At 59.2% G+C, this 25,927-nt stretch carries 16 protein-coding genes and 1 other RNA gene; 14 read left to right on the plus strand and 3 right to left on the minus strand.

The window, feature by feature from the left end; translation table 11 throughout:
• Positions 1-609: 609 nt before the first annotated feature.
• From K3G63_RS07280 to K3G63_RS07295, 4 genes are all read left to right on the plus strand, one after another.
• Entirely contained in the window at positions 610-3,627 is a 3,018-nt protein-coding gene (locus K3G63_RS07280; protein WP_220613391.1) for a SusC/RagA family TonB-linked outer membrane protein, read from the plus strand.
• Between the two features lie 11 nt (positions 3,628-3,638).
• Positions 3,639-5,237 (plus strand): RagB/SusD family nutrient uptake outer membrane protein, encoded by a 1,599-nt coding sequence (locus K3G63_RS07285; protein WP_220613392.1) that lies wholly within the window; start codon positions 3,639-3,641, stop codon positions 5,235-5,237.
• A gap of 94 nt (positions 5,238-5,331) precedes the next feature.
• Positions 5,332-6,399: a SusE domain-containing protein gene (locus K3G63_RS07290; protein WP_220613393.1), complete on the plus strand. Its 1,068-nt coding sequence runs from the start codon at positions 5,332-5,334 to the stop codon at positions 6,397-6,399.
• A gap of 546 nt (positions 6,400-6,945) precedes the next feature.
• Positions 6,946-7,794, plus strand: coding sequence for an N-acetylglucosamine kinase (locus K3G63_RS07295; protein WP_220613394.1), 849 nt, complete (start codon positions 6,946-6,948; stop codon positions 7,792-7,794).
• A gap of 133 nt (positions 7,795-7,927) precedes the next feature.
• Here the strand turns inward: K3G63_RS07295 and K3G63_RS07300 are convergent, their stop codons facing one another.
• Positions 7,928-10,825: an alpha-amylase family glycosyl hydrolase gene (locus K3G63_RS07300; protein WP_259404295.1), complete on the minus strand. Its 2,898-nt coding sequence runs from the start codon at positions 10,823-10,825 to the stop codon at positions 7,928-7,930.
• A 185-nt stretch (positions 10,826-11,010) separates the two neighbouring features.
• Here K3G63_RS07300 and K3G63_RS07305 point away from each other — a divergent pair, with 185 nt between their 5' ends.
• The 5 genes from K3G63_RS07305 (at position 11,011) to K3G63_RS07325 (ending at position 16,746) form a co-directional block, all read left to right on the plus strand.
• Positions 11,011-12,009 carry a YfiM family protein gene (locus tag K3G63_RS07305; RefSeq protein ID WP_259404296.1) on the plus strand — a complete coding sequence of 333 codons (999 nt, stop codon included), beginning with the start codon at positions 11,011-11,013 and terminating at the stop codon, positions 12,007-12,009.
• 127 nt (positions 12,010-12,136) lie between these two features.
• Positions 12,137-13,246, plus strand: coding sequence for a Smr/MutS family protein (locus tag K3G63_RS07310; protein WP_220613395.1), 1,110 nt, complete (start codon positions 12,137-12,139; stop codon positions 13,244-13,246).
• Between the two features lie 97 nt (positions 13,247-13,343).
• Complete coding sequence (locus K3G63_RS07315) at positions 13,344-13,775, plus strand: hypothetical protein (RefSeq protein ID WP_220613396.1); 432 nt, start codon at positions 13,344-13,346, stop codon at positions 13,773-13,775.
• An 88-nt stretch (positions 13,776-13,863) separates the two neighbouring features.
• Positions 13,864-14,778 (plus strand): metallophosphoesterase, encoded by a 915-nt coding sequence (locus K3G63_RS07320; RefSeq protein WP_220613397.1) that lies wholly within the window; start codon positions 13,864-13,866, stop codon positions 14,776-14,778.
• A 105-nt stretch (positions 14,779-14,883) separates the two neighbouring features.
• Positions 14,884-16,746, plus strand: coding sequence for a M1 family metallopeptidase (locus K3G63_RS07325; protein WP_220613398.1), 1,863 nt, complete (start codon positions 14,884-14,886; stop codon positions 16,744-16,746).
• Positions 16,747-17,113: 367 nt separating this feature from the next.
• Here K3G63_RS07325 and K3G63_RS07330 read toward each other — a convergent pair whose 3' ends face one another.
• Positions 17,114-17,755 (minus strand): BLUF domain-containing protein, encoded by a 642-nt coding sequence (locus tag K3G63_RS07330; protein ID WP_220613399.1) that lies wholly within the window; start codon positions 17,753-17,755, stop codon positions 17,114-17,116.
• 139 nt (positions 17,756-17,894) lie between these two features.
• Between K3G63_RS07330 and K3G63_RS07335 the strand changes: the two genes are divergently transcribed.
• Together K3G63_RS07335 and K3G63_RS07340 are read left to right on the plus strand one after the other, a co-directional pair.
• A complete protein-coding gene (locus K3G63_RS07335; protein ID WP_220613400.1) occupies positions 17,895-18,980 on the plus strand; it encodes a PAS domain-containing sensor histidine kinase in 1,086 nt (361 codons plus the stop codon).
• 377 nt (positions 18,981-19,357) lie between these two features.
• Positions 19,358-19,858, plus strand: coding sequence for a GAF domain-containing protein (locus tag K3G63_RS07340; RefSeq protein WP_220613401.1), 501 nt, complete (start codon positions 19,358-19,360; stop codon positions 19,856-19,858).
• A 138-nt stretch (positions 19,859-19,996) separates the two neighbouring features.
• Here the strand turns inward: K3G63_RS07340 and K3G63_RS07345 are convergent, their stop codons facing one another.
• Positions 19,997-20,137 carry a hypothetical protein gene (locus K3G63_RS07345; protein ID WP_220613402.1) on the minus strand — a complete coding sequence of 47 codons (141 nt, stop codon included), beginning with the start codon at positions 20,135-20,137 and terminating at the stop codon, positions 19,997-19,999.
• A gap of 91 nt (positions 20,138-20,228) precedes the next feature.
• Between K3G63_RS07345 and rnpB the strand changes: the two genes are divergently transcribed.
• The 3 genes from rnpB (at position 20,229) to K3G63_RS07360 (ending at position 25,845) form a co-directional block, all read left to right on the plus strand.
• Positions 20,229-20,703: RNase P RNA component class A (gene rnpB / locus K3G63_RS07350), an RNA gene on the plus strand.
• Between the two features lie 82 nt (positions 20,704-20,785).
• The gene (locus K3G63_RS07355; protein WP_220613403.1) at positions 20,786-23,422 is read left to right on the plus strand and encodes a cellulase family glycosylhydrolase; all 2,637 of its coding nucleotides are present in this window, start codon (positions 20,786-20,788) and stop codon (positions 23,420-23,422) included.
• Positions 23,422-25,845 carry a glycoside hydrolase family 2 TIM barrel-domain containing protein gene (locus tag K3G63_RS07360; RefSeq protein ID WP_220613404.1) on the plus strand — a complete coding sequence of 808 codons (2,424 nt, stop codon included), beginning with the start codon at positions 23,422-23,424 and terminating at the stop codon, positions 25,843-25,845. Before K3G63_RS07355 ends, K3G63_RS07360 begins: the two co-directional genes overlap by 1 nt.
• Positions 25,846-25,927: the final 82 nt, after the last annotated feature.

Here is a 25,927-nt window from a genome sequence, read left to right on the forward strand (position 1 = left end):
TCCAGCATCCTCAACACCCCAGTCATCAAGAAATGCGCAATTATTTTTACCAATACGCCTTTTATACGAGCTTATACTGCCTTAAAATTCGATTTTTGTTAAAAAACACCCTTATTATTTAAGGCTTATTCAATCTCTTTAATTTATGTATCAGAACAGATAGTCTTATCCTTTCTCTTGCCTTTGTCAATACAACATCTGGTTTTGTCAACACAGCACAAGGCTAGCAACACGCCTGCGAAGGCAGGATAAATGCACTAAAATGGCTGTTTACTCAGGATCCTACCCTTGCCGCTCAGGGTGGAAAGATGGAGAAAATTAGTTCCCGAACTGCGGGTAGGCACTATCTTTTTTTCTCGGCTCTTTTTTGGAACGCAAAGTCCAATTATCACTATACCTGCTTCCTACCCTGCCGCCATTGTTTTTGTTAGTAGCAACACTTTAACTTGCGCTGTTTCTTAATGATTTGGTGATGTTGAACCCGGTCGATTGGGAGCGTAAAACAGGCGCTAGCCCCTGCCTTTGCTCTTCTTCGTTCTGTTGGCCGGACCACTAAATTCCCACTCCGGTTTTCCGGAAAAATCCATTTCAACCCCTAACTTTTTTTAAATGAAACACCCCTATCTAGCGAAACTGGCGCTGCCTCTGCTGTGCGCAGGTGTAAGCGTGAGCAGCGCATACGCACAGGGAATCGGGACGGTAAGTGGCCGCGTACTCGATGAGAAAGGTGAAGGCATGCCCGGCGTGACGGTCCTGATTGAAGGCACGTCTCTGGGTGGGTCCACTAACTCGGACGGCACCTTCTCTATTCAAAACGTTCCGTCAGGTCCGCACACGCTGGTTCTGTCTTTCGTAGGCTACACTACCAAGCGGCAGCCCATCAATGTAACGGCCGGGCAGAACACGGCCGTGGAAAGCCTGTCGTTGGCCGAAAACACGACTCTGCTAAATGAGGCCGTGGTAATTGGCTACGGCACCCAGCGGAAACAGGACCTAACGGGCGCAGTTGAGCAGGTATCGGAGCGTCAGTTTGTAAAGGGCCAGGTAACGAACCCCGAGCAGCTAGTGCAAGGTAAAGTAGCGGGCTTGCAAGTAACCACTGGTGGTGGTGCCCCGGGCGCTGGCTCCAGCATCCGCATCCGCGGGGGCTCGTCGCTGACGGCTTCCAACGATCCGCTGATTGTAATTGACGGGGTGCCCGTAGACAACCGGGGGCTTTCCGGTACGTCTAACCCCTTGTCGCTGATCAACCCCAACGATATTGAGAGTATCTCGGTCCTGAAAGATGCCTCGTCCACGGCCATCTACGGCTCACGGGCTTCGAACGGGGTTATTCTGATTACAACCAAGAAAGGCCTGCAAGGAGAAAAGCTGCGCGTAAATGTTAGCTCGCAGAACTCTGTTTCGAAGGCCCGCAATGAGGTAGACGTGCTGAACGCCTCCGAGCTGCGCGGCGTAGTGGCGGCCATGGGCAACGCCCAGCAGAAAACCCTGGTAGGCAACGCCAGCACCAACTGGCAGAACGAAATCTTCCGCACGGCCCAAACCACTGATAACAACGTCAGCATTTCGGGCTCGGCAGGCAAAGTGCCGTTCCGGGTTTCCGGGGGCTACCTGGACCAGGAAGGCTTGCTGCTGCGCAACGACCTGAAGCGCTACACGGGCTCTATTGGCCTGAACCCAGTACTGCTCGACGGCAACCTGCGCGTGAACGTAAACGTGAAGGGCTCCCTGGTCGACAACAACTTCTCGAACCAGGGTGCTGTGGGCGCGGCCGTATATGCCAACCCTACGCTTCCCATCTATAATGGTAGCATTTACGGTGGCTACACGGAGGTACTGGACCCCAACAACCCCAGCAACCTGAACACGCTGGCCACCCGCAACCCATTGGGTCTGATTTACCAGCGCCGTGACCGAAGCACCGTAAAGCGGAGCATTGGTAACATTCAGCTGGACTACAAGCTGCCCTTCCTGGAGGGCCTAAGCGCCAACGTGAACCTGGGCTACGACATTCAGCGGGGCCGGGGCACCGTTTTCGTGCCGGCGCAGGCTGCCTCCGATTACAACCGGGTAGTTACCGTCAATGGGGCGACCATTGGCCAGGGAGGGGTAAACAACGAGTACGCGCAGGACAAAAACAACAAACTGCTGGAAGCCTACCTGAGCTACGGCCGTCAGCTCGGCATCGGCCGCCTGGACCTGCTGGCGGGCCATTCCTACCAGAGCTTCGAGGATAAAAACTACGTGTTTGCCGACCGGATTGCCAGCGGCGACGTGTACACCGCGGCTCCTACCCTGCTCAACGGCCAAAACTACCGCGACCCGCGCTACGTGCTGGTATCGTTCTTCGGCCGGGCCAACTACAACATCAACGACAAATACCTGCTGACGGCTACCATGCGCGCCGACGGCTCTTCGCGCTTTCTGGAAGGCAACCGCTGGGGCTACTTCCCCTCCGCCGCTGCCGCGTGGCGTATCAAAGGCGAAGACTTCCTGAAAAACTCCACGGCTATTTCAGAACTGAAGCTGCGCGTGGGCTACGGACAGACCGGCCAGCAGGACATCGGGGATATCTACCCCTACTTGGCTCGCTACACGCCCAGCGAAGCAACGGCACAGTACCAGTTTGCCGATGAGTTTACGAACACGCTGCGGGCCGCGGCCTATGACCGCAACATCAAATGGGAAACCTCCACGACCTACAACGCCGGTCTGGACTACGGCTTCCTGGACGGCCGGATCTCGGGTGCCATTGATGTGTACCACCGCAAAACCGATGACCTGCTCAACAACGTATTTATTCCGGCTCTGGCCAACCTCTCTAATAAGCTGACAACCAACGTTGGTTCGCTGGAGAACAACGGTATTGAGGGCTCAGTAAACGTAGATGTTGTGCGGGGCGAAAAGCTTAACTGGACCCTGAACGCCAACGCTACGGCCTACCGCGTAAAAATCACCCAGCTGACCAACGCCTCGGACCCCTCCTACCTGGGCGACGAAACCGGCGGCATTTCGGGTGGTGTGGGCAACAACATCCAAATCAACTCGGTGGGCTACCAGCCTAATGCCTTCTATGTGTTCCAGCAGGTATACGGCGCCGATGGCAAACCACTGGAAGGAGTGTACGTGGACCGCAATGGAGACGGTGTGGTGAATGCCAACGACCGGTACCGGTATCAGTCGCCGGCCCCGCGGGTAAGCCTGGGCTTCGGCTCTAACCTGAACTATGGTAAGGCCAGCCTGGCATTTACACTGCGTTCGAACATTGGTAACTATATCTATAACAACGTTCGTTCGCAGGCTTTCTTCCCGGCAGGTGCCTCTAACGGGATCCTGAGCAACTTCAACCGGGAGTTGCTGGTGTCTAATTTCACTACGTCACAGCTCCAGTCGGATTACTACATCGAGAATGCCTCGTTCCTGCGCATGGAGAACCTGACGCTGGGGTACAACCTGGGCAGTATTTATAATGACAAAGCGAACGTGAACCTGTCCTTCGCTGTTCAGAACCTGTTTGTAATCACCGACTATAAAGGACTTGATCCTGAAATATTTGGCGGTATCGACAACAACATCTATCCCCGTCCCCGCACCTTCACCCTCGGGCTGAACATCGGTTTCTAATTCCCACCTCCATGAAGAATAAATTCTCGCGTACGCTGGCTACCGCACTACTAGCGTTTAGCTTGGCTCCCTTCACCTCGTGTGTTGGCGACTTAGATCAGACGCCTTCCTACGAACCGACAACTGAGAACGTCTACAAAGATCCTACCCTAGCCAAGCAGGCGCTGGCTCGCCTCTACGCTACCATGGCCGTTAGCGGTCAGCAGGGACCAGCGGGTCAGCCGGATATTCAGGGCATCGACGAGGGCTTTTCAAACTACCTGCGCCAGTACTGGATGGCCCAGGAGCTTACCACCGACGAAGCCATCTTGGCCTGGGAAAGCGACCTAGGGGTGCCGGAATATAACCGCCTGACCTGGAACGCCTCCCACCCCTTCGTGCGGGCTATGTACGACCGTATCTTCTATCAGATTTCGCTGTGTAACGAGTTTATCCGTCAAACCACGGATTCTAAACTCGATAGCTACGGCCTGTCTGACACCGATAAAGGGAACTTCCGGGCCTACCGGGGCGAAGCGCGCTTCCTGCGCGCCCTGAGCTACTACCATGCCCTGGACATGTTCGGCAACGTACCTTTCGCCACGGAGACGTCGGAGGTTGGTATCAAGGCTCCCCAGCGCATTGAGCGCGCCGCTCTTTTCGACTACGTGGAAAAGGAGTTAAAAGAGATGGAGACGGAACTGCCTGCTCCCCGTACCAACGAGTTTGGACGGGCCGACCAAGCAGCTGCTTGGATGGTACTGGCTAAGCTCTACTTGAACGCAAATGTGTACAACGGTTCGAACCACTACACCGATGCGGTTACCTACACCAAGAAGATTATTGGGGCTGGCTACACGCTGGCACCGAGCTACGCAAACCTGTTCCGCACTGATAACAGCAGCACGTCCCGCTCGGAAATCATTCTTCCGGTCCGCTTCGATGGCGTACGCACCAAAACGTTCGGCGGCATGACCTTTATCATCCATGCTTCGGTAGGTGGAAGCATGGCCGTGAACGACTTCGGTATTGATTTTGGCTGGGGTGGCACGCGCACCAAGAAGAACCTGGTGAACCTGTTCCCAACGGCTGCTACCGTTACGGACAAGCGCTCCATGTTCTATTCCGCCGGACAGTCGCTGGAGATTAATGACCCTGCCACGTTCACCGATGGCTACGGCATCACAAAGTTTCGCAACGTGTCGTCTGCCAATGCCGCGGGTTCCGACAAAACTTTTCCTGACACCGACTTCCCCATGTTCCGCTTGGCCGATGTGTACCTGATGTACGCCGAGGCGGTACTGCGGGGCGGTACGGGCGGTGATGCCGGCACGGCCCTGGGTTACGTAAACGCCCTGCGCCAGCGGGCCTACGGCAACACCAGTGGTAACATCACGGCCGCTGATCTGAACCTGAATTTCCTGCTGGATGAGCGGGCTCGGGAACTATACTGGGAAGGCCACCGCCGCACCGACCTGATCCGCTTCGGGAAATACACGACCGGGTACAACTGGCCCTTTAAAGGCAACGTGCGCACCGGTACGGATGTGGCCGCCACCCGGACGCTGTTCCCCATTCCGACCACGGACCTAACGGCTAATCCGAACCTGAAGCAAAACCCAGGTTACTAAATTTTGTGCTAGTGAACCGGAAGCTGCCTAGCGAAGTTTCCGGTTCACTCACGTAACCGGAACCCACTTTTCCCACCATTTTAATTTCTCCCCTATGTCACACTGGCTTACTCGCGTTTCCGGGCTTTGCCTATCGGCTGCGGTACTGCTGACTTCTTGCGAGAAGGAAGGCGACCAGGTCACTCTACAGCAAAGTGGCACGGCCGCTCTGACTGCCTCCTCCAGCACCTTGGTCTTGAGCAGCGCTAACGCCTCGGCGCAGGCTACCACGCTTACTTGGCAGCCCATTTCCTATGGGTACCAGGCCGCCGTTACCAACACTATTCAGATTGATAAGAAGGGTAGCAAATTTGCTAATCCCATTGAAATCCCGGCAGGAGCTGCCAACACTATGTCCTTCACGGTGTCAGAGCTGAATGCGCTGGCTCTGCGCGCTAAAGCTACTCCGGGCTCGGCCACGGAGTTGGAAGTGCGCGTGAAGAGCATGATTACCAACAAAGTAGCGGCTACGTACTCCCCCACTACCACCCTCACGGTGACGCCGTACCTGGTAGTAATTGAGTACCCCTCGGTATACGTACCAGGAAACCACCAAGGCTGGGCTCCGGCTACGGCACCTAAGCTTTCGGCATTCAACAGCAACAACAACCAACTCTACGAGGGCTTCGTGAACATGACCGACGCCGCGCCGGAGTTTAAAATCACTTCCCTGCCTTCGTGGGGTGGTACCAACTACGGGGATGGTAGCGGTGGCAAGCTCTCAGCCGATGGCGGCGCAGGTAATCTGAAAGTGGCTACTCCGGGTTACTATCGTTTGAAGGCTGATCTGGGAGCTTTGACCCTGGAAACCGTGAAAACCTCTTGGTCGGTTATTGGAGCCGCTACTCCCGGTGGCTGGACTACCGATACCCCGCTGGTGTATGACGCTGCTACCGGCACCTGGAGCGCAAAAATGACCCTGACGGCAGGTCCTATTAAGTTCCGCGCCAACAACGACTGGGTCATTAACTTCGGTGACGGCAATGCCAAGGCCACGCCAGCAGCGCCCGCTGACGGCATTCTGGAGTATGGCGCTGACGATATTATGGTACCTACTGCCGGTACATTCACCGTCACGCTCGATTTGAGCAAGCCCGGTAATTACACCTACTCTATCAAATAGGGTAGCAAATCCTTCTAGCTCAAAAAGCCCCCGCTCCTGTCTGGACGGGGGCTTTTTTGATGGCAAGAAGCTACCACGCGCTTGCTCACAGGAGTTCTTTTAAGGTCGTAGGGGAGTCATAATGAGCGCTTCGTAACTAGGCACCTTGGCAAAGCCTGTAGAAGCCTGTAGCATCATAAGCCCACCCATCACTCCTACTATAAAAAACAAGAATGTTTCTCTAACAGCTGCGGAGAGAGTAGCAACTAGGGGCTTGTAGCTGGCCCGGCAATCACCCATCAGGATAACTCTGTTGATCAATCACTTACAAAGCCACCGATTCCGTATAGACAGTATTTTAGTCGTGAGGGGCACACATCCGTCTCCGGTGGCTGCCAGAGGACGATTACCTGAATAGAGGTGGCTTTTTAGGATTTGGGCAGCCCATTTTTTTCTACCAGAATCTTTTCCGTGTTTCGCCTTTCATACGCCTGAACTTTGGCTTTTTGTCCGAATAGGCCAGCCGGGTGTAGCACCGTACGTTTTTCCTCATCTTTCCAATTGAATATGATTCTTATTGCCGACGGCGGCTCGACCAAGAGCAACTGGTGCCAGCTTGATAATGCTGGCAACCGGGTGTACTTCAACACTGAGGGATACAACCCTGATTTCATGGGTACCGCTGCCATTGCGGCTTCCTTGGATAAAAACCTTCCGGACACGCTACCCCGGCAGGAAGTAAGCAAGGTGTACTACTACGGAGCAGGCGTACACAATGCAGAAAAGGCCGAGCGGGTAGCGGCTGCTATGCGCCAGATTTTCCCGAACGCCAACGCCTTTGTAGCGGAAGATTTGCTGGCCGCGGCTCACGCCTTACTCGGCGACAAGCCCGGCTTTGCCGCCATCTTGGGCACGGGCACCAACTCCTGCCTCTACGACGGCGAGAAAATCACGTACAATGTGGATTCGCTAGGCTATTTCCTCGGCGATGAAGGTTCCGGATCATTCATTGGCAAACGCTTACTGCGCGACTACCTGCGCGGCTTACTGCCCGATGGGCTGCAAGACATCTTCCAGGAGGAGTTCAAACTCACCCGCGACGAGATTCTGGACCGGCTCTACAACCAGCCCCTGCCCAACCGGTTTCTGGCCAGTTTCGCCAAGTTCACGTACGATCATAACAATATCAGCTACTGCCGCGAGATTGTGCGGCAGGGTTTTGAAACGTTTTTTGCCAACATAGTAAGCCATTATCCTAACTACCAGGACTACACCTTCAATTGCGTGGGCTCGGTAGGCTACAACTTCCGGGATGCTCTGACCCAGGTAGCGCGCAGCCACAATATGGAGGTTGGGAAAATTATCCGTTCCCCCATCGACGACCTCGTGTCGTACCATGAAACGGCTCTGCGCTAAGCGTATCCTACGCGCCGCTGGAGAAGATACTACCAAGCAAAAAGGCCACCCTGTTAGCAGGGTGGCCTTTTTGCTTGGTAGTATGCTACCGAGTTGCGAAAGGCAGCAACCCGGTAGCGAGTAGTGGTTGTACTTACTTCTGCACAACCAGCCGCACGGACTGCTGCTGCTGCCCAGTGGTAAGCTGCACGATGTAAACACCGCTGGCTAAGTTGTGCAGAGGCAGGGCCACTTCCTGAGCGCCGGCCGCCTGGCGGGCGGCGGGCAGGGTTTGCACGGTAGCGCCAAGCAAGTTGGTAATAGTTACCTGCACGGTAGTAGCCTGGGGCAAGGTGTAGCGTAGCTGCGCCGAGTTGCCGGCCGGGTTAGGCAGGGCCACTAGCTGCAAGGCTGCGGCCGCCCGTTGGGCCTTAGTGGCCAGCACGGTACCCGCCGGCACGGTAATCTTGCGCGAGGTATACACGGCGTACTGACCGGGAGCCAGCGTGAGGGGCGCGGCGGGGTTGGTCACGGTAATGGCTTCGCCGGTGAGGTAGTTGTACCACGTGCCAGCGGCCTGGAAATTCGGGACTACCGTCGCCGACTGCACGTCGAAGTTACCTACTACCGTTACGTTCAGGCGCGGGTCGGTGAGGTGCATAGTTTTTACGGCTCCGTTCAGGCTCTGGGTGAAGCTGGCGGGGTTTTCAAAGGCTGGCTCCTGTACTTTCAGCGCAATCAGGCTGCGGTACACATCGTAGAGATGGCGGCGGTTAGCATCCTGATAGTAGTTCCACAGGATAGGCTTGTTGCTGAGCTTGCAGCTTTCATTATCGGGGTAAGGAGTAGGAATGGTCCCATCGGGGCACTGCATGATGGATTTGTCGTAGCCTAGCTCGCCAAACTGCCAGATCATTTTCGGGCCGGGAACCGGGAAGAAGAAGGCCGCAGCCAACTCCTGACGGGCCAACGCGGTGGGTATGTCCTTAATGTTATAGGAGCCAGCAGCGTTACCAAAGGCCTCGTTCTTGTAAGTCAGGCGCTCCTTGTCGTGGCTTTCCATGAAAGTCACCAGATTAGGTTGGCTCCATCCGCGGCCGCCCTGCGTGGTGCTACCATAGTAGCCGTAGCTGAAGTTCGAGTTGCCTACATAGCCCATAGTGGCCTCGTTGTAGTTGTAAGTCATTTCGCCCCACAGCATCATGCCCATATCCGACAGAACTTTTTCCTCGTCGTTGCCCCCGAAGTGCTCCAGGATAGGATACGAGGTGGCATCCACGCTCACCTGGAAATCGTGGTAGTCTTTCCAGATATCCACGCGGCTCTGGTCGTACACGGCCCACTCCTCGTAGGTAGTCGTGGCTTTCTGGGTGAAGCCTTTGCTCAGGTCGAAGCGGTAGCCGTCTACATGGTACTCGCGCAACCAGTGCTCAATGACGCGCTTGGAGAAGTAGCGGGTGAAGGGGCTTTCGTGGTTGAAATCGTAGCCTACGTTGGCCAGGTGCTTGGCGTCGGTATTAAACCAAGGGTTATTCGCCGCGGGCTTGCCATTGTCGAAGTACATCTGCACCATGGGGCTCTGGCCAAACGACTGGTTCAGCACAATATCCAGTACCACGGCAATACCACGCTTGTGGCACTCGTCGATGAAGCGTTTCAGCTCGTTTTTCGGACCGTAGTACTTATCGGGAGCAAAGTAGAACGACACGTTGTAGCCCCAGCTTTCGTTGCCTTCAAACTCGGTGGGCGGCATCAGCTCAATCACGTTCACGCCCAGCCGCTTGAGGTAGGTGAGCGTGTCGGTCAGCGTCTTGTAATCGTGGCGGCTCACAAAGTCGCGGGGCAGCAGCTCGTAAATCACCATGTCGGTCCGGGCGGGACGCTGGAAGGTAGCCGTTTGCCAGGTATAGGCAGGGGCGTTGCTTTGCAGCACCGAAACGATGCCAGTGGTGCGGCCAGTGGGGTAGGCTTTCAGACCCGGGTACACGGTGTAGGACGCCGTATTGATGGACTGGTCGTTGCTGGGGTCCAGCACTTTCTCGGTGTAGGGGTCAGCTACGCGCAGTTCCCCATCCACCAGGAACTGGTAGGCATACTCCTGGCCCGGCGTAAGGCCATCAATCTGCACCCACCAGCGGCCATCCACGGAGTTGTCGGCGGCGCCGCTGGCGTTGGGCGTCCGCTTGAGGTAGCTGGAGGCCGAGGTAGTCCAGTTGTTAAACTCCCCGATAACGTGCACGAACTGTTTGTTGGGAGCCGTCAGGCTAAGCACCGCCGAGGTGCCGTTGTTGAGGTAGGTCACGCCGTCGCGCTTGGCGCCGGTGGGCAGGGCTGCTACCGTTACTACGTCTCGGGTTTGCAGGGCCAGCTCGGTGGAGGCGGTAGTAGTGCCGCTGGTGGCGGTGAGCCGGAGGGTGTGGCTGCCGGCCTGGGTGAGGGTAACGTTGCCGCTGATGGTGGTAGCGTTGGCCTGCTCTGCAATCTTAGCACCGTCGAGAAACAGCGCCAGGTTAGTAGCTACGGCTGAGGTACCGGTCACGGTGGTAGCCGTGTTCAGGGGCACGTAGGTAGCACCGGGCCCGCTAGGGCTGGTAAAGCGTAGGTTAAAGGCATCCTGGGCCACGTTCACGTAGATGTCGCCAGCGGGGCCGCGGCCCACCAGGCTGCCATCGGCATTCTTAAAAATCATGGCCAGGCGGTAGATGGTAGTACCGGCCGGAATGGGGTAGAACGTGTTGGGGGTAAACGTAATGCTGTACGTATTAGCACTCACGCGCGTCATTTTGGCGGCGGGGTCGGGCTGGTTGAACGACGGGCTTTTGACGTTGGACCACTGCGTACCGGTGGGGCTGTCGGTTACTACCCCAGTCCAGATGTAGACGTCGCCAGTATAATTGGCTAATGCTGCATTGCCCTGCGTAGCATCAAACAGAATAGTAACGGGTGTGTACGCCTGAAAAACGGCGGGCTGGGTGGTTACTACCTGAGCCCGTAAGACGGGCATTCCAGCTAGTAGAAGCACCAGACTTAGAATAAGTCGAAGTGTTTTCATGAAAAAGGAGGGTTGGGAATTTTGAAAAAAGAAAGGCAACACTGGTACTACATTGACCTCAACGGCTGTTCATAGCCCTGAGATGGCGCAAGGGGGCATTAAAGATAGGGCAGCAAGGCCTCACTCACCAAGTCAATAACTGCATTTGTTGTAGCTTTCCACTCTTTTTAACTGCCTCCTTCCGTATGTTCAGCGCTTCCTTGCTCTCTGGCCCTAGTCGCTTCCTCCGACGCTGGGCCGCCGCGCTGGTTTTGCTGATGCCGACCCTGGAAGAGGCAAGGGGGCAAGCCGCGGACACCCTAGCTACGGGTCAGCCCTCGTCCGGTTCGCTGCCGACCGCGACCCTAGCTCCGCCCGATACCCTACCCGCTCCCCCCCGCCTAAGTCGGCGCCTGCCCGTGCTGGCCGGGGGGCTGGCCCTCTCCTACTCGGCAGCCCTGTACCTGCTGAGCCAGGGCTGGTACACCGGGGAGCGGACGCGCCTGCACTGGTTCAACGACTTTCCGGAGTGGAAGCAACTGGACAAGGCTGGTCACTTCTGGGGGGCGTTTCACGAAAGCCGGGGCGCGGTGGACATGCTGCGCTGGGCCGGCGTGCCCGACCGCAAGGCGCTCTGGTACGGGGGCTTCGTGGGGTTTCTGCTGCAAAGCCCCATTGAGTTGCTGGATGGCCGCGACCCGCAGTACGGCGCTTCCGCCACCGACCTGGCAGCTAACTTTCTAGGCTCCGCGGGCCTGATTGGTCAGCAGTTGGCCTGGAACGAGGTGCGCATCATGCCCAAATACTCTTTCCACACTACCCGCTACGCCGCCTTGCGCCCCAACGTACTAGGCAAAAGCTTAGGCGAGCAGTACCTGAAGGATTACAACGGCCACACCTACTGGCTGTGCGTTGATGTTGGGGCCTGGCTGCCGGCCGCCTCCCGCTGGCCCCGGTGGCTACAGCCAGCCGTGGGCTACGGTGCCCAGCAACTGGTCTACAACGACCAAGCGGCCAACGCGGCCCTGGGCCTATACCCTTACCGCCAGTACTACCTCTCGCTCGACGTAGACCTGCGCCGCATCCCGACCCGCTCCAAGCTGCTGCGGCGGGTGTTCTACGTAGCCAGCATATTTCACCTGCCGGCCCCGGCCCTGGAGTGGAACCGGCGGCGCGGCCTGGTGGCACATGGCCTGTACTACTGACCTAATCCAAACCGGCAAGGGGAGTAAACCGATGAGCGCCCGGCACTCGTAAAGCCCAGTCGGAGCTGGCTCGTTTCGCCGGTTACCTTTGTTACAACTATTCCACCCGCCTTTTCTTTCTGATCATATGAATGTAGGAGACCGAGTACGCCTGCTTACCGGGCGCGAAGAAGGCATCATCACCCGCCTGCTCAGCGACGAGCTGGTGGAGGTTGCCATTGATAACGACTTTACCATTCCGGTGCTGCGCCGCGAGGTAGTGGTAGTAGCCGCCGAAGAAACCAAGGCCTTCGGGCAAAGCGCCGCGGCCGTAGCGGCTGAGAAAAAAGCCGCTACCACGGGCGCCACCCGGGCCGCCAAAGCCGCTGGGGTTGCCCCACCCGCGGCGGCCCCCCTAAAAGCGGAAGGGCCTGCGCCAGTACCCGCCGCTAAAACGGCACCCCCCACCGTGCAGAAAGGCCTGTACCTGGCCCTCACCCATCAGTCGCCGGAGCTGCTGGCCCTGCAGATTGTCAACCACACCGACCGGGACGTGCTCTACACCTTCGGGGAGGAGCGAGGCGGGCAGTACCGCGGCCTGCGCGCCGAGAAGCTGGCGGCGAAGTCGGCCAGCCCGGCTCTGGGGCACTGGCATCTCAAGGACTTCGACCAGTGGCCGGCCGCGGTGGTGCAGCTGCTGCCCTTCCAGCTGAACGGTACCACGGCCTACGAGCTGCTGACCAAGCGCCTGCAGTTTAAGGCGGCCAGCTTCTACACCAGCCGCCAGCCCAATGTGCCCGTGCTCCAGCGCGAGGCCTACCTCTTCCAGCTCGACGAAAAGCCCGCCGCGCCCGCCGTGGTAGCCCCCGAGAAGCTGGCCGAAACCCTGAAGGCTCAGCTCACTGGCAACGCCCCGGCTAAGCCCGCCGCCGTGGCCCCTGCCCCCGAGCCGGCCAAAGCCATTGTGGCCCCTCCCCACGAGGTAGACTTGCACCTGGAAGCCCTGATGCCGGAAGGCGGCACGGCGGGCCTAAGCAACACGGCTATTCTCAAGCTCCAGCTGGAAGCCTTTGAAGATGCCCTGAGCCGGGCCCTGGCTACCAACATGCACGAAATCATCTTCATCCACGGTTCCGGCAACGGCACCCTGCGCAAGGAGTTGCACAAGCTGCTGAGCCGCAACCGCGACATCAAGTTCTTTGAGGATTCGCAGAAGGAGAAGTTCGGCTACGGCGCTACCCTGGTGCGGTTGAAGTAACTCTGTAGTGGTCTAAATTCTCTCTTACTTTGGAGGCGCACGGTGGGTAGCACCCGGCCGTGTGCCTCTTTTTTTGTTCAACCTGCCCCAATCGGCTATGCCTGAACCACCGCACCGACGTAAAGCCGGCCGCTTTTTCGGGACCCTTCCCGTGGTAGTAGCACTCGTGAGCCTTCTTAGCTTAATCAATTGCCTAAGTGAAATCAATGGGCTGTTTGCTGTTCCCGGTATCTTAACTTCCCTGACGGGTTTAGCTGGCACGGCCCTCTATTTTCGCAACCGGCAGCAGCGCCGCTCGGTGCACCTTGCCTACACAATTTTTGCGGTCTGGGCCGCGGCGCAGGCTCCTTACCTCGTGTATTCTGAGCCAGCTACGGGCCATGCTGTGGGCTGGGATGCCACGCAGTGCTTTCGGCTGCTGCTTGGCTTCGGGTTCTCTCTTAAGGGCGGCTCTTCCCTGGAGCTGCGCTATAATGCCCTGAATCTGCTGTGGACGTGGTGGCTTCACCGGCTGCGGCAGCTGGAGTAAGGGCGGCCTACCCCTGCTTGTGCACGCAAGCGCCTTGCGGCGCTCCAACTAGCGCTTTCGATTTCTAGACGTATAGTATCTACCATATATGTACGACATTATCGGCGACATTCACGGCCACGCCGCGGAACTGCGGCAGTTGCTCCAGAAACTGGGCTATACCGAGCAGCACGGCACCTACCGGCACCCGAGCCGGCGGGCTATTTTCCTGGGCGACTTTATCGACCGGGGCCCGCAAATACGCCAGACGCTACAACTCGTGCGGGCCATGGTAGACGACGGCACGGCGCTGGCCGTACTGGGGAACCACGAGTATAACGCCATCTGCTTCCACGACGAGCACCCCCAGGGCGGCCACCTGCGGCCCCATATTCCGCGCACTATCTTCCAGCACCTGCGCACCCTGGAGGAGTTTTCAAGTCGGGAAGGCTGGGCCGAGTGGCAGGACTACATTGGGTGGTTTAAAACGCTCCCCCTATTCCTGGAACTGCCGGGTCTTCGGGCCGTGCACGCCTGCTGGGACCCGCGCCATATTGCGTTTCTGCGCACCCAGCTGCCTGACGCCCGGATCACGCCCGATTTTCTCCTGCGTAGCGCCCAGCGCGGCACCCCAGAATACCTGGCCGTCGAAGAAACCCTTAAAGGAAAGGAAATAGCCCTGCCCACCGGGGTGCAGTTTCACGACAAGGATGGCAACCCCCGCACCAAAATGCGCACCCGCTGGTGGACTGACCCGCGCGCCTGCACCTACCAGGACTATTACCTGGAACCCATTGAGGCGCTGAACCCGCTGCGGGTAGCCGTGGAGGAACTGGCCGATGGGTGGCACTACCAGGATGCCGTGCCCGTGTTCTTCGGCCACTACTGGCTGCGCGGTACGCCCCAGCTGCTTAGCCCGCACGCGGTATGCCTTGACTACAGCGTGGCCAAAGGCGGCGAGCTGGTGGCCTACCGCTGGCACGGCGAGCAGGAGCTGGCGGCGGCCGGGTTAGTGAGGGCCTGAGGGAGTAGCGCGCTGCTTGCACCGGCACATGGGGATGCTCCAGGCAGCCTGGCAGGCAACCGTCGGGACGTATCCGTTACTTTGCGGCACAACTATTTCTTCCGCATGAAACTGCCCGCGCTTCTCGCCGCTTCCCTCCTCGCCCTTTCCGTTTCGGCCCAGCGCCTGCCCGTGCCCCGCAACCTGCAGGCTACCTACGCCAAAGGTACCCGCTCCGAATCGGGCCAGCCTGGCCCGAGCTACTGGCAGAACTCCGCCGACTACAAGCTAAGCGTTTCCTTTGACCCCGCCACCCGGCGCGTGGCGGGCACCGTGGACATTGCCTACCACAACCAAAGCCCCGATTCGCTGCGGCAGCTTTGGTTTAAGCTCTACCCCAACCTCTACCAGAAAGGCGCCCCCCGCGCTACCGCCATGAGCCCGGAGGACGTGAACGAGGGCGTCCAGATTACGCGGCTTACCATCAACGGGCAGGCAGTAGATGTGGCCCGGCTCCGTACCGATGCAACCAACCTTGCGGTGCCGGTGCGCCGGGCCATTGGGCCCAAGCAAACGGCCCAGGTCTCAGTCACCTACTCCTACGTGCTCAATAAAGGCTCCCATAGCCGCACCGGCGAGATAGAGCCCAACGCGGATTTTGTAGCCTACTTCTTCCCGCGCATTGCCGTGTACGATGACATCGACGGCTGGAACCGCAACCCCTACCTCGGCTCCCAGGAGTTCTACAACGACTTCGCCAACTTCTCCGCGGACGTTACCGTGCCCCGCAACTTCGTGGTGTGGGCCACCGGCGACCTAACCAACGCCGACAAAGTTCTGACCAAAAAGTACGCCCAGCGCCTGCAGGACGCGGAGAAGAAGGACGGCATCACCAGCATCATCACCGACGCCGATCTGAAAGCCAAGGACATCACCGCCCCAAATGCCCAGAGCACCTGGCACTTTGAGGCCAAGAACGTGACGGACTTTGTGTTTGCCACCTCCGACCATTACGTCTGGCAGTCGAGCAGCCTGGTAGTGGACCCCGCCACCAAGCGCCGCACCCGCGTAGACGCCGTATACAACCCTCGCCACAAGGACTACGAGGAGGTCATTCACTTTGCCCGCCAGACGGTAGAGGCCATGTCATACACCTTCCCCAAGTGGCCCTTTCCCTACTCCCACGAAACCATTTTCGATGGCCTCGACCAGATGGAGTACCCCATGATGGTGAACGACAACCCCACGGAAACCCGCGAGGATGCCATTACCCTCACCGACCACGAAATCTTCCACACGATGTTCCCGTTCTACATGGGCATCAATGAAACCAAGTACGGCTGGATGGATGAGGGCTGGGCTACCATTGGCGAGTGGCTGATTTCGGGCCTCATCGACCCCAAGCTCGACGACGACTACGGCATTGCGCCCTACGCCGCCGCCGCGGCTACCGAGGTAGATCTGCCCATCGTTACGCTGAGCACCCAGCAAACCGGCACGGCTCTGTTCCTTAACTCCTACCCCAAGCCGGGCCTGGGCTACCTCTACGTGAAGGACTTACTGGGCGACGAGCTGTTCACCAAGGCCCTGCACACCTACATCCGCAACTGGAACGGCAAGCACCCCATGCCCTACGACTTTTTCAACTCCATGAACGCCGGGGCCGGCCGCAACCTCAACTGGTTCTGGCAGCGCTGGTTTTTCGACGGCGGCTACCCCGACCTTGCCATCCAAACCGTCACGAAAACCGGCCCCGGCTACGATGTAGTAGTAGAATCCAAAGGCACCAAGCCTGTGCCCGTAGACCTCACCATTACTTACCAGGACAACTCCATCCAGAAGCTCCACCGCACCATTGCCGTCTGGGAACAGGGCGCCCGCACCGTTACGGTACCCGTAGCCACCACCAAAGCCGTGAAGCAGGTGAGGCTAGGCGCTACCCTGGTACCCGACAGCTACCCCAAGGATAACGTGTGGGGCGGGAAGTAGTACGGTACCTTCTACGCTTGCCAGCAGGGGTACAACGGCAGGCTCTGAGCATCACTACAAGAGTAAAGCTACTCTCCGGGTACGGTGGGGGCAGAAGTTTGGCCCAATACGATAAACCCGCGCTTTGAGCACCTCTTGGTCATTTCCAACATCTTTACATCCAACAGCGACTCGCGCCACGCCACCTTTTGGCTACCCTACCAGGCGTACGCTTTCCAACCGGAACCGTGCCGTGCTGTGGCACCCGTGTACCCACCGCCAGATTGATTCACTGGCGGTTGGCCGGCTTCCTCTCTCTGTTGCGGGGTAGTTGGAGCTAGCGTGAGCATGGGGCAACCTCGCGTAGAAAAGGTGGTAGGCTTTTGTGTTAGTTTGTGCAGGTGTTGGGGTTGTCGGGCACGTGCACATGACGGAAGGCGTGCAGCAAAGTCAGCAGCTGCGGATCCGTGATGGGCACCTGCGGCAGGCTGAGGGCGCTGCCGCGCGGGGAAAGATGGCTAACCAGCCAGAAGTATTCCAGGGGAGAGGCCTCGGTGAAGGCCATGCTCCACTGGGCAAACCACCGCTCGGTACCCGCTGCGTCCCGCAGGGTAGTGACGCCGTGATGACGCGCATCGCGCTTTATCTTGGCGTAGAGTGTATGCACGGCCTCCTGCGCCCCTTCCAGCAACTGTACAAACCCGCCCTCGCTGTAGCAGAGCAGGCCCGTGATGCCGGCTTTTACGTTGTAGAGCTGAGATTCCTTCAGAATATCCTCTACGTCGGCGTGAGTAAGCCCGGGCCGCGCCTGACTGCAGTATAGGAGGTGGTGCACCGGGGTAGTGAGCATGTCCTCTATTTGCGTCAGCGCTAGTTCGCCGCGTGCAAAGCGTTCCAGGAGCAGGCGCTCCTGGTCCGTGGGCTCTAGCCGAGTGCCCCGGGCAAAGGCCAGGGCCCAGGCGATAGCGCGCCGGCGATACTCTTCCGTGTTTTCCTCATTCATGGACTGTTGTACGGAATCTTCCACCATAGTATACTGGAATACAAGCAAAAGCCCCACCTTTTTCGGAGTTGAGCCGGTAACGCACGGCATAGGCAACGGAATCAGCTAGCGCTGGTGCCTTCTAGCCAACCGAGTCCTGTATCTTTACCGGTAGCTTTTCTTCCGTATGCCCGACTACCCCAAGTACTTTCGCTCCTTCCTAGACCGTAGCAAGGCAGTGCACTTTGCCTACCATGTGGCCCAGCGCCGGCTCGTGTACGTGAGCCCGGCCTATGAGCAGGTGCTAGGCGGGCGCCTGGCCGACGCCAATGAAGAACTACCCGGGTGGCTGGGCCGTATTCACCCCCCAGATTTGCTGCACCTGCGCCAGTGCATGCGCCGGGCTTTGCGGGGCGAGCTGGTGCAGGACGTACGCCTGCGCGTGGAGCAGGCCGATGGCCAGGTACAGTGGCTCTGCCTGACGGCCTGCCTTCAGCAACTGGCCGACGAGGAGTACTACCTGAGTGGAAGCGTAATGGACGTGACCCGCTCGACGGAGAACCGGATCCACGCCGAGAAATTCAACACCAAGAAAAACGCCACGCTAGAGATTCTCTCCCACGACCTGGCGGCCCCGCTGGTGCTCTTACAACAGCTGACCGAGCACTTACGGGTAGAAGCAGGAGAGGTAAGCGCGTCGGTACAGCAGGTGCTGGGGCTGATGGAGCGCACTTGCCGCGAGGGAGTAAGCCTGATCCGCGACTTTGTCGACAACGAGTTTATGGAGTCGGTCAATGTAGAACTCCAGCGCGAGCGCACCGACCTGGGAGGCTGGCTAGCCACGATTATAGAAGAGTACCAGCTCTCGGAGCGGCACACTCACCTGCAGTTTGAGTTGCTCGTGCCCAGGCAGGCGGTATACGTGAGCCTGGACGTGAACAAGTTCCAGCAGGTGATTAACAACCTCATTTCCAATGCCATCAAGTTCACCCCCGACGGGGGCCGTATTAGGGTGAGCCTGGAGCCGGGAGAGCAGCAGGTCCTGGTGCAAGTAGCCGATACGGGGGTAGGTATTCCGGAGAAGCTGCAACCCCTGCTCTTCGACAAGTTTACTCGGGCCCGGCGCCCCGGCCTGCGGGGGGAAAAAGCGACGGGCCTGGGTATGTCCATCATCCAGACCATCGTTGGGCTGCACGAGGGCACGATTCAGGTTGCCAGCCGCGAAGGAGAAGGCACTTGCTTTAGCATTATGCTGCCGGCATTCCTGGTCTAAGCGGTGGCCCAGATGCCGCAGACCAGCGCCAACGCATAGTTCTCAAGAAAGCGGAGCAACTGATTCAGAGTCAGCCCAGGCCCCGTGCAGCGGATTGGAAGTTTGTACATGCTCCCCGAGGAAACTCACGCTGGCCGCTGCCCGGAACCACGAAGTACATCTGCCGCAGCGAGCCATCGGGCTGGGCGATGAGCAGGGGCAGCTCGGTACCATAAGAATACAAGTCACTATGTACCGACGGTGGAGAGGAGGCCGCTTCGCACAGGGGCCGGTAGGTGGAACTACGCAATGGGCCACTTGCTTCGGCGGCCGGCGGGAACTCACCCCGCGGAGAAGGCGTTGGCCCCACCCAGAACCACTCGTCTGACCTTGCGCTCATGCCCCCCCGTGCTCCGAACCCTGTTTCCGCTCCCACCCTGGACGCTTTCGTGCAAGTGCTGCGCCAGCAGGGCGTGCATGCCGCCCTGGGGTATTTAAACCGGTACACGCCCCACCGGTACACGGGTATCTACCGCTTCTGCGGGGGCTTCAGCCGCAATGTGGTGCTCTTTGACCGCTACAAGCCGCAGGTACGGCAAGGGGAAGACGTGCCCTTAGCCGAGGCGTTTTGTTCGCTGGTGGGCCGCCAGCAGGCTCCGTTGCAGTTGGTGGACGCCACACTCGACCCCCGGGCCCGGCAAGTGAACACGCTGGTCGTGTCCTACTGCGGCGTGCCAATCCGCGACGAGCAGGGCCAGCTCTACGGCACCTTGTGCCACTATGACCTGGAGCTTTGTCAGGAGATGATCCAGCACGTCCCTCTGCTGGAAACGGTGGCCCCCTTGCTCTACCGCGCCGTGCAGATGCCCTCCGAGCTCGTCTCCCTTCCTCAGCCCTAAGTATCTTGTGGGGAGCAGCTTCATTAAGGGTGTGTTAATCAGCAGTAACGAAACCGGGCGCTTTCTGCAGCAATACCTGCAGCTGCCGTGTGGAGCTGCCCGACAGCTGGAGGTAGTGACCAACTGGCAGCAGATCGACTAGGTGCGCCCCGCCGCCTGTCCCCGGGGGTAGTACTGCTGGCCCTGTGGCGCAAGGAAAAACAGGGCTTTCCGCGGGCCTACCAGCAGTTCCGCCGGCCGCCGGTCGTGCTGCTTATGGTAGTGCTCGGGCGTCCACATGAAAAAAGGAGGTTGAACAACTAGATACCTTTTTTGATAAAAAACGTCTTTTAAACAGACCTACTACCAATTAGGCTTACCTTTGCCTCTAGTGATGGGTCGCCCCACCGCGGCGCCGCAAGGCGACGAGGAAAGTCCGGGCAACACAGAGCACCCTGCTTCCTAACGGGAAGGACTGGGCGGCGTAAAGCTTCTCAGGACAGCCAGTGCCACAGAAAACTACCGCCAGGCGGTGAATGAGTAATTGAGTGAATGAGTGAGGTATAGTTCAATCTGCGCAAGCGGAAAGATCAACTCACTTAATCACTCATTCACAACTTCACCTTTGGTAAGGGTGAAAAGGTGCGGTAAGAGCGCACCAGCGGCTGGGCAACCACGCCGGCTGGGTAAACCTCAGGGGTTGAAAGACCAAATAAGCTGGCACGCAGGCCTTTCGGGGCCGGCACCGGGCGGCTCGTCCGGCGCCAGCGGGTAGGTTGATGGAGCCTTTCCGCGAGGACTGGCCTAGATAAATGGTGGGGCCGTGGCAACACGGACAAAACCCGGCTTACAGACTCATCACCGCCATCAAACGGCCGCCGCAGCTTCGGGTGCGGCGGCCGTTTTTGTACTGGTATGTGTTACTTCGCGAAGTCAAACGTTTGCGTAATGTCTAGTTCCCTGCTTGATCTTGTTGCCACTCGCCGCGCCTGGTGGCTTATTTTGGCCGCCCTTACCGGGCTGCTGTTGCTTACCGCAGGCCCGGCCGCCCTCGCCCAGAAGGCTCCCCCGGCCCGGGCCGACGTGTACGTGGATGCCAAGGGCGTGCTGCGCTGGCAGGGCAGCAAACAGGAGGTAGCTTTGTTCGGAGTTAACTATACTGCTCCTTTCGCCTACTCCTACCGGGCCCATCAGAAGCTAGGACGCAAGCTGGAAGAAGCCATCGACCAGGATGTGTACCACCTCTCGCGCCTGGGGGTAGATGCCTTTCGGGTGCACGTCTGGGACGTGGAGATTACCGATACGCTGGGCAACCTGCTCCAGAACGAACACCTGCGCCTGCTCGACTACCTGGTGCAGCAGCTAAAAGCCCGCCGCATCAAGATCATTCTGACCCCCATTGCTTACTGGGGCAATGGCTACCCCGAAAAGGACACGGCCCAGACAGGCTTCTCCGCAGTTTACCCCAAGGGCCGCGCCTACAACAATGAGCGCGCCGTGCGGGCCCAGGAGAAGTACCTGGGTCAGTTTCTGAACCACCGCAACCAGTACACCGGCCAGCTTAACCGCGAAGACCCCGACATCATTGCCTACGAAGTCTGCAACGAGCCGCACTACCGCCAGCCGGAGGCCGAAGTCAGCCGTTTTGTGGAGCGCATGGTGCAGGCCATGCGGGCTACGGGGTATAAGAAACCCATTTTCTACAACCTGGCCGAAAGCCCCGTGGTGGCCAATGCCATTCTGAGCAGCCCCGTGCAAGGGTTTACCTTTCAGTGGTATCCTTCGGCGCTGGTGGGCGGCCACACCCTGCACGGCAACTTGCTGCCCCTGGTAGATGCCTACCCCATTCCGTATGCCCAAGACCCGCGCTTTAGCAGCAAGCCGCGCATGGTGTACGAGTTTGAATCGGCCGATATTCTGCAGCCGGTTATGTACCCGCTGATGGCCCGCAGCTTCCGGAGCGCCGGCTTTCAGTGGGCCACCCAGTTTGCCTACGATCCGCTGGCCATTGCCTTCGCCAACACCGAATACCAGACGCATTACCTAAACCTAGCTTACACCCCGGCCAAGGCTGTAAGCCTGCTGATTGCCGGCAACGTATTCCGCGACGTGAAGCGCGGCCAGCCGTTCCGCACCTACCCTGCTGACTCTGCCTTCAACAACTTTCGCATCAGCTACCGGGGCGGCGTAAGTGAGCTGAACACCCCCGAGGAATTCTACTACACCAGCACTACCTCCAGCCCGCCACGCAAACCGACTGCCCTGCGCCGCCTGGCCGGCACCGGCTCCTCGCCCGTAGTTTCTTACGAGGGTACCGGCGCCTATTTCCTTGACCGGCTGGCTGCGGGCGTGTGGCGCCTGGAGGTAATGCCCGACGCCATTCAGGTGCGCGACCCTTTTGCGACTACCTCTTTGCGCCAGCCCGTTACGCGCATAGCCTGGAACACTCAGCCCATGCGCCTTACCCTACCCGAGCTAGGCGCGGACTTTGCCGTGCGAGGCCTCAATACAGGAAATACTTTCCAGGGACAGGCTACGAATGGAACCGTGCGCCTGCAGCCCGGCGTGTACCTGGTAGCGGCCCGCGGCAAAAATACCGCCGCCTATACTCCCGAAACCCAACTGGGTGCTATCAAGCTCGGAGAGTTTGTGGCTCCTGCTGCCTCTGCCCTGCCCACTCAGGTAGTGCACACGGCCCCCACGCAGCTGGTAGCTGGCCAGCCGGCCACCTTGCGGGCCACTGTGGCCGGGGCCGAGCCTTCCGACTCGGTCTTGCTAGTGGTGCAGCATTACTACGGCCGCACCCGCACGGTACCTATGCGCCGCCTTACCCTCACCACTGCGGAAGCTACCGTACCCGCCGACCTGCTGTACCCCGGCTTGCTGCGCTACTGGATGGTAGTAAAGCACAACACCAGCACTACCACGTTCCCCGGCGGGTTTGCCGGCAGCCCTCTTAACTGGGATTACGCCCCACGGGAACATTGGGAAGCTGCTATTGTGGCCTCAGGCTCAGCTCTGCCCTTGTTCTCGGCCGCGCAGGACCAGCAGCGGGTAGAAGTAGGGGGCGTGAACGGAGCCGGCTGGGCCGATTACGTGACTACCAGCAACGGCCAATTGGCCCTGCGCCTGCTCCAAGCCCCGCCTTCCCCTACCCCTATTCCGTTTGCCGATGCCACGGCACCCGTTGCTTTCCTGCGCGCCTACTTCGGCGACCGGCTAGCTGAGCGGGCTACTGACGCCAGCAACTTCCGGGAACTAGTAATTCGGGGCCGCCGCGGGGCCGGAGCCGGCCGGGTGCGCCTGGTACTGACAACCCGTGATGCCGCCGCTTACGTGGCGGAAGTTGAGCTAGGCACCGACCTGCAGGAAATACGCGTGCCGCTGTCGGCATTCCGGCCCGGTGCTCAGATGCTCTTACCCCGGCCCTACCCCAGCTTTCTGCCCTTAACCTTTCAGGCTCCTGGAGCGGCTACCCTACCCCTGTCCCAGGTTGAAGTTCTGCAGGTACTGCTGGAGCCGTCTGCTACCCCCGCCCCTGACGCCCGCCCCTTCCTCGACCTCGAATCCATCTATCTGCGCTAATGCTGTTTTCTCGCTTTCCTTTTCGTGCTGCGCTGCTGGCAGTAGGTGGAGCACTCGCCCTGGCCGCCTGCACCCGCCCGGGCGCTTCCTCCAATACGGCTAGTCGGCTACCCGCGGAAACCTTTATCACCGACTGGGAATTTGTGCGGGACGTGGATACGACGGTGGGCCCTACCTTCTTCGCCCGCACCGATCCTTCCAAGCCGTGGGCATCCGTGGCGCTACCTCACACGCCACGCCTAGAGCCGGTACTGACGACTGGCCGCCAGTGGCAGGGCACCTGTTTCTACCGGCGTTTCTTCCGGGTTGCTCCCGCCGATACGAGCCGCCGCGTAGCTATCCGGTTTGAAGGCGCCATGCACGAAGCCGACGTGTACCTGAACGGCCGCCGCATTGGGCGCCACCTCGGCGGCTACCTACCCTTCACGGTTGACCTAACCTCCTACCTCCGCCCCGGCGCTGAAAACTGCCTGTTGGTTAAGCTCAACAATCAGGACAATCCCAGCATTCCGCCCGGCAAGCCCCTCAAGGACCTCGACTTTAATTACTACGGCGGCCTCTACCGCCCGGTGCAACTGCTGGTGCAGGACCGGCTGCGCATCACGGATGCCGTAGAGTCGGGGCGGGTAGCCGGTGGCGGCATCTTGCTGCATTATGAAAACGTGAGCGAGCAGAAAGCGACGTTACAGGTGCAAACCGAAGTCCGCAACGACCACCGCACGGCCCGCGCTTCCCGCCTCCGAACCGTATTGCTCGATGCCAACGGAAAGGAAGTTGCCCGTGCCCTCACCGATGCGCCCCTGCTCACGCCCGGCGGCGCTACTTCGGTGCGCCAGACGCTGGCCCTCGCCCAGCCCCAGCTATGGTCGCCCGCCAAGCCCTACCTCTACCGATTGCAAGTAGAAGTACTGGATGATAAAGGCCGCCCCGTTGACCGTCAGGAGCTGACTACGGGCGTGCGCACTATTCGCTTCGCTCCGGAAGGCTTCTACCTCAACGGCCAGCAACTGCGCCTGCGCGGCACGAACCGCCACCAGGAATATCCTTACCTGGGCTACGCCTTGTCGGATGAAATGCAGTACCGCGACGCCTGGAAAATCAAGGAAGCGGGCTTCAACTTTGTGCGCTGCTCCCACTACCCGCCTTCCCCGGCCTTTTTGCAGGCCTGCGACGAACTGGGCATTCTGGTGATGAACTCCATTCCCGGCTGGCAGTTTTTCGGGGGCGAAGCATTCCAGCGCAACAGCCTCCAGAACGTGCGCGACATGGTGCGCCGCGACCGAAACCACCCCAGCATTGTGCTCTGGGAAGCGGCCCTCAACGAAACCGACATGAGCAAGTCGTTCATGGACCAGGCCCACCAGGCCGTGCACGAGGAGCTGCCTTTCCCAACCGATGTGTACACCTGCGGCTGGCTGGATTACGCCTACGATGTGTTCATTCCGGCCCGCCAGCACGCCAAAGCTCCCGACTACTGGCACAAGTATAACAAGCCCAAGCCCATCCTGCTCTGCGAGTACGGCGACTGGGAGTACTACGCCCAGAACGCTGGCTTCAACCAAACGGCCTACGCTGGCCTGAAGGAAGCCGAGCGAACCTCGCGCCAGCTGCGCGGACAAGGCGAGCGGGCCCTGGTGCAACAAGCCCTCAACTTCCAGGAGGCCCACAACGATAATTTCATTGGCCCGGCCATCGGCGACGCCAACTGGCTGCAGTTTGACTACAAGCGCGGCTATGCCCCCGATATTGAATCATCGGGCATTATGGATATTTACCGCCTGCCCAAAGTTGCGTTCTACTTCTACCAAAGCCAGTACGGCCCTGCTCCCGATGCGCAAGGCTTTGGCAAGCCCATGGCCTACGTTGCTACCTACGCCCAGGCCAGCACTACCCCGCGCCAAGTGCGCGTGTACAGCAACTGCGAAGAGGTAGAGCTGCAACTCGATGGCAAGCCTCTTGCCCGCCAGCGCCCCGACCAGGACCGCTACTCTAACCACCTTGCTCATCCGTCGTATACGTTCACCGTGCCGCCCTTCAGCACCGGCACCCTGCGGGCCGTGGCTTACCTGAACGGCCAGGTAGCGGCCGAACACACCCGCCGCACACCCGGCCCCGCCCACCACGTGCAACTCACCTTCGACCGCAGTGGCCGTGAGCTGACCGCGGGCCGCCAGGATGCCGTATTCGTGTACGCTACGGTGGTAGATGCCGAGGGCACGCCCGTACCGGACGCCGCTACCCCCATTCGCTTTGCCGTAACCAGCGGCGACGCCGAACTGCTCGGCGACAATCCCGTGGCAGCTGAGGCTGGTATTGCTACGGCTCTGCTACGGGCGGGCCGGACGCCGGGCACGGTGCAGCTCACGGCTACTGCTGAGGGGCTGCCAGCAGCTACTCTTTCCGTGCGTAGCGTTAAACCCTAACTGGTTGTCAGAATCTAAGCCTTCATCACAAGCTCCTGACTGGCAGACGTATCCTTGCTTTCACTCAAGGTTTTCAAGTTGG

Source organism: Hymenobacter sp. HSC-4F20 (assembly GCF_019599275.1).
GTDB lineage: Bacteria > Bacteroidota > Bacteroidia > Cytophagales > Hymenobacteraceae > Hymenobacter.

Coding starts and splice junctions, on each gene's coding strand:
- K3G63_RS07300 (WP_259404295.1), bottom strand. CDS start 10,825: ATGAAAACACTTCGACTTATTCTAAGTCTGGTGCTTCTACTAGCTGGA.
- K3G63_RS07330 (WP_220613399.1), bottom strand. CDS start 17,755: ATGGTGGAAGATTCCGTACAACAGTCCATGAATGAGGAAAACACGGAA.
- K3G63_RS07335 (WP_220613400.1), top strand. CDS start 17,895: ATGCCCGACTACCCCAAGTACTTTCGCTCCTTCCTAGACCGTAGCAAG.
- K3G63_RS07345 (WP_220613402.1), bottom strand. CDS start 20,137: ATGTGGACGCCCGAGCACTACCATAAGCAGCACGACCGGCGGCCGGCG.
- K3G63_RS07295 (WP_220613394.1), top strand. CDS start 6,946: ATGATTCTTATTGCCGACGGCGGCTCGACCAAGAGCAACTGGTGCCAG.
- K3G63_RS07320 (WP_220613397.1), top strand. CDS start 13,864: ATGTACGACATTATCGGCGACATTCACGGCCACGCCGCGGAACTGCGG.
- K3G63_RS07340 (WP_220613401.1), top strand. CDS start 19,358: ATGCCCCCCCGTGCTCCGAACCCTGTTTCCGCTCCCACCCTGGACGCT.
- K3G63_RS07280 (WP_220613391.1), top strand. CDS start 610: ATGAAACACCCCTATCTAGCGAAACTGGCGCTGCCTCTGCTGTGCGCA.
- K3G63_RS07360 (WP_220613404.1), top strand. CDS start 23,422: ATGCTGTTTTCTCGCTTTCCTTTTCGTGCTGCGCTGCTGGCAGTAGGT.
- K3G63_RS07355 (WP_220613403.1), top strand. CDS start 20,786: ATGTCTAGTTCCCTGCTTGATCTTGTTGCCACTCGCCGCGCCTGGTGG.
- K3G63_RS07285 (WP_220613392.1), top strand. CDS start 3,639: ATGAAGAATAAATTCTCGCGTACGCTGGCTACCGCACTACTAGCGTTT.
- K3G63_RS07315 (WP_220613396.1), top strand. CDS start 13,344: ATGCCTGAACCACCGCACCGACGTAAAGCCGGCCGCTTTTTCGGGACC.
- K3G63_RS07290 (WP_220613393.1), top strand. CDS start 5,332: ATGTCACACTGGCTTACTCGCGTTTCCGGGCTTTGCCTATCGGCTGCG.
- K3G63_RS07310 (WP_220613395.1), top strand. CDS start 12,137: ATGAATGTAGGAGACCGAGTACGCCTGCTTACCGGGCGCGAAGAAGGC.
- K3G63_RS07325 (WP_220613398.1), top strand. CDS start 14,884: ATGAAACTGCCCGCGCTTCTCGCCGCTTCCCTCCTCGCCCTTTCCGTT.
- K3G63_RS07305 (WP_259404296.1), top strand. CDS start 11,011: ATGTTCAGCGCTTCCTTGCTCTCTGGCCCTAGTCGCTTCCTCCGACGC.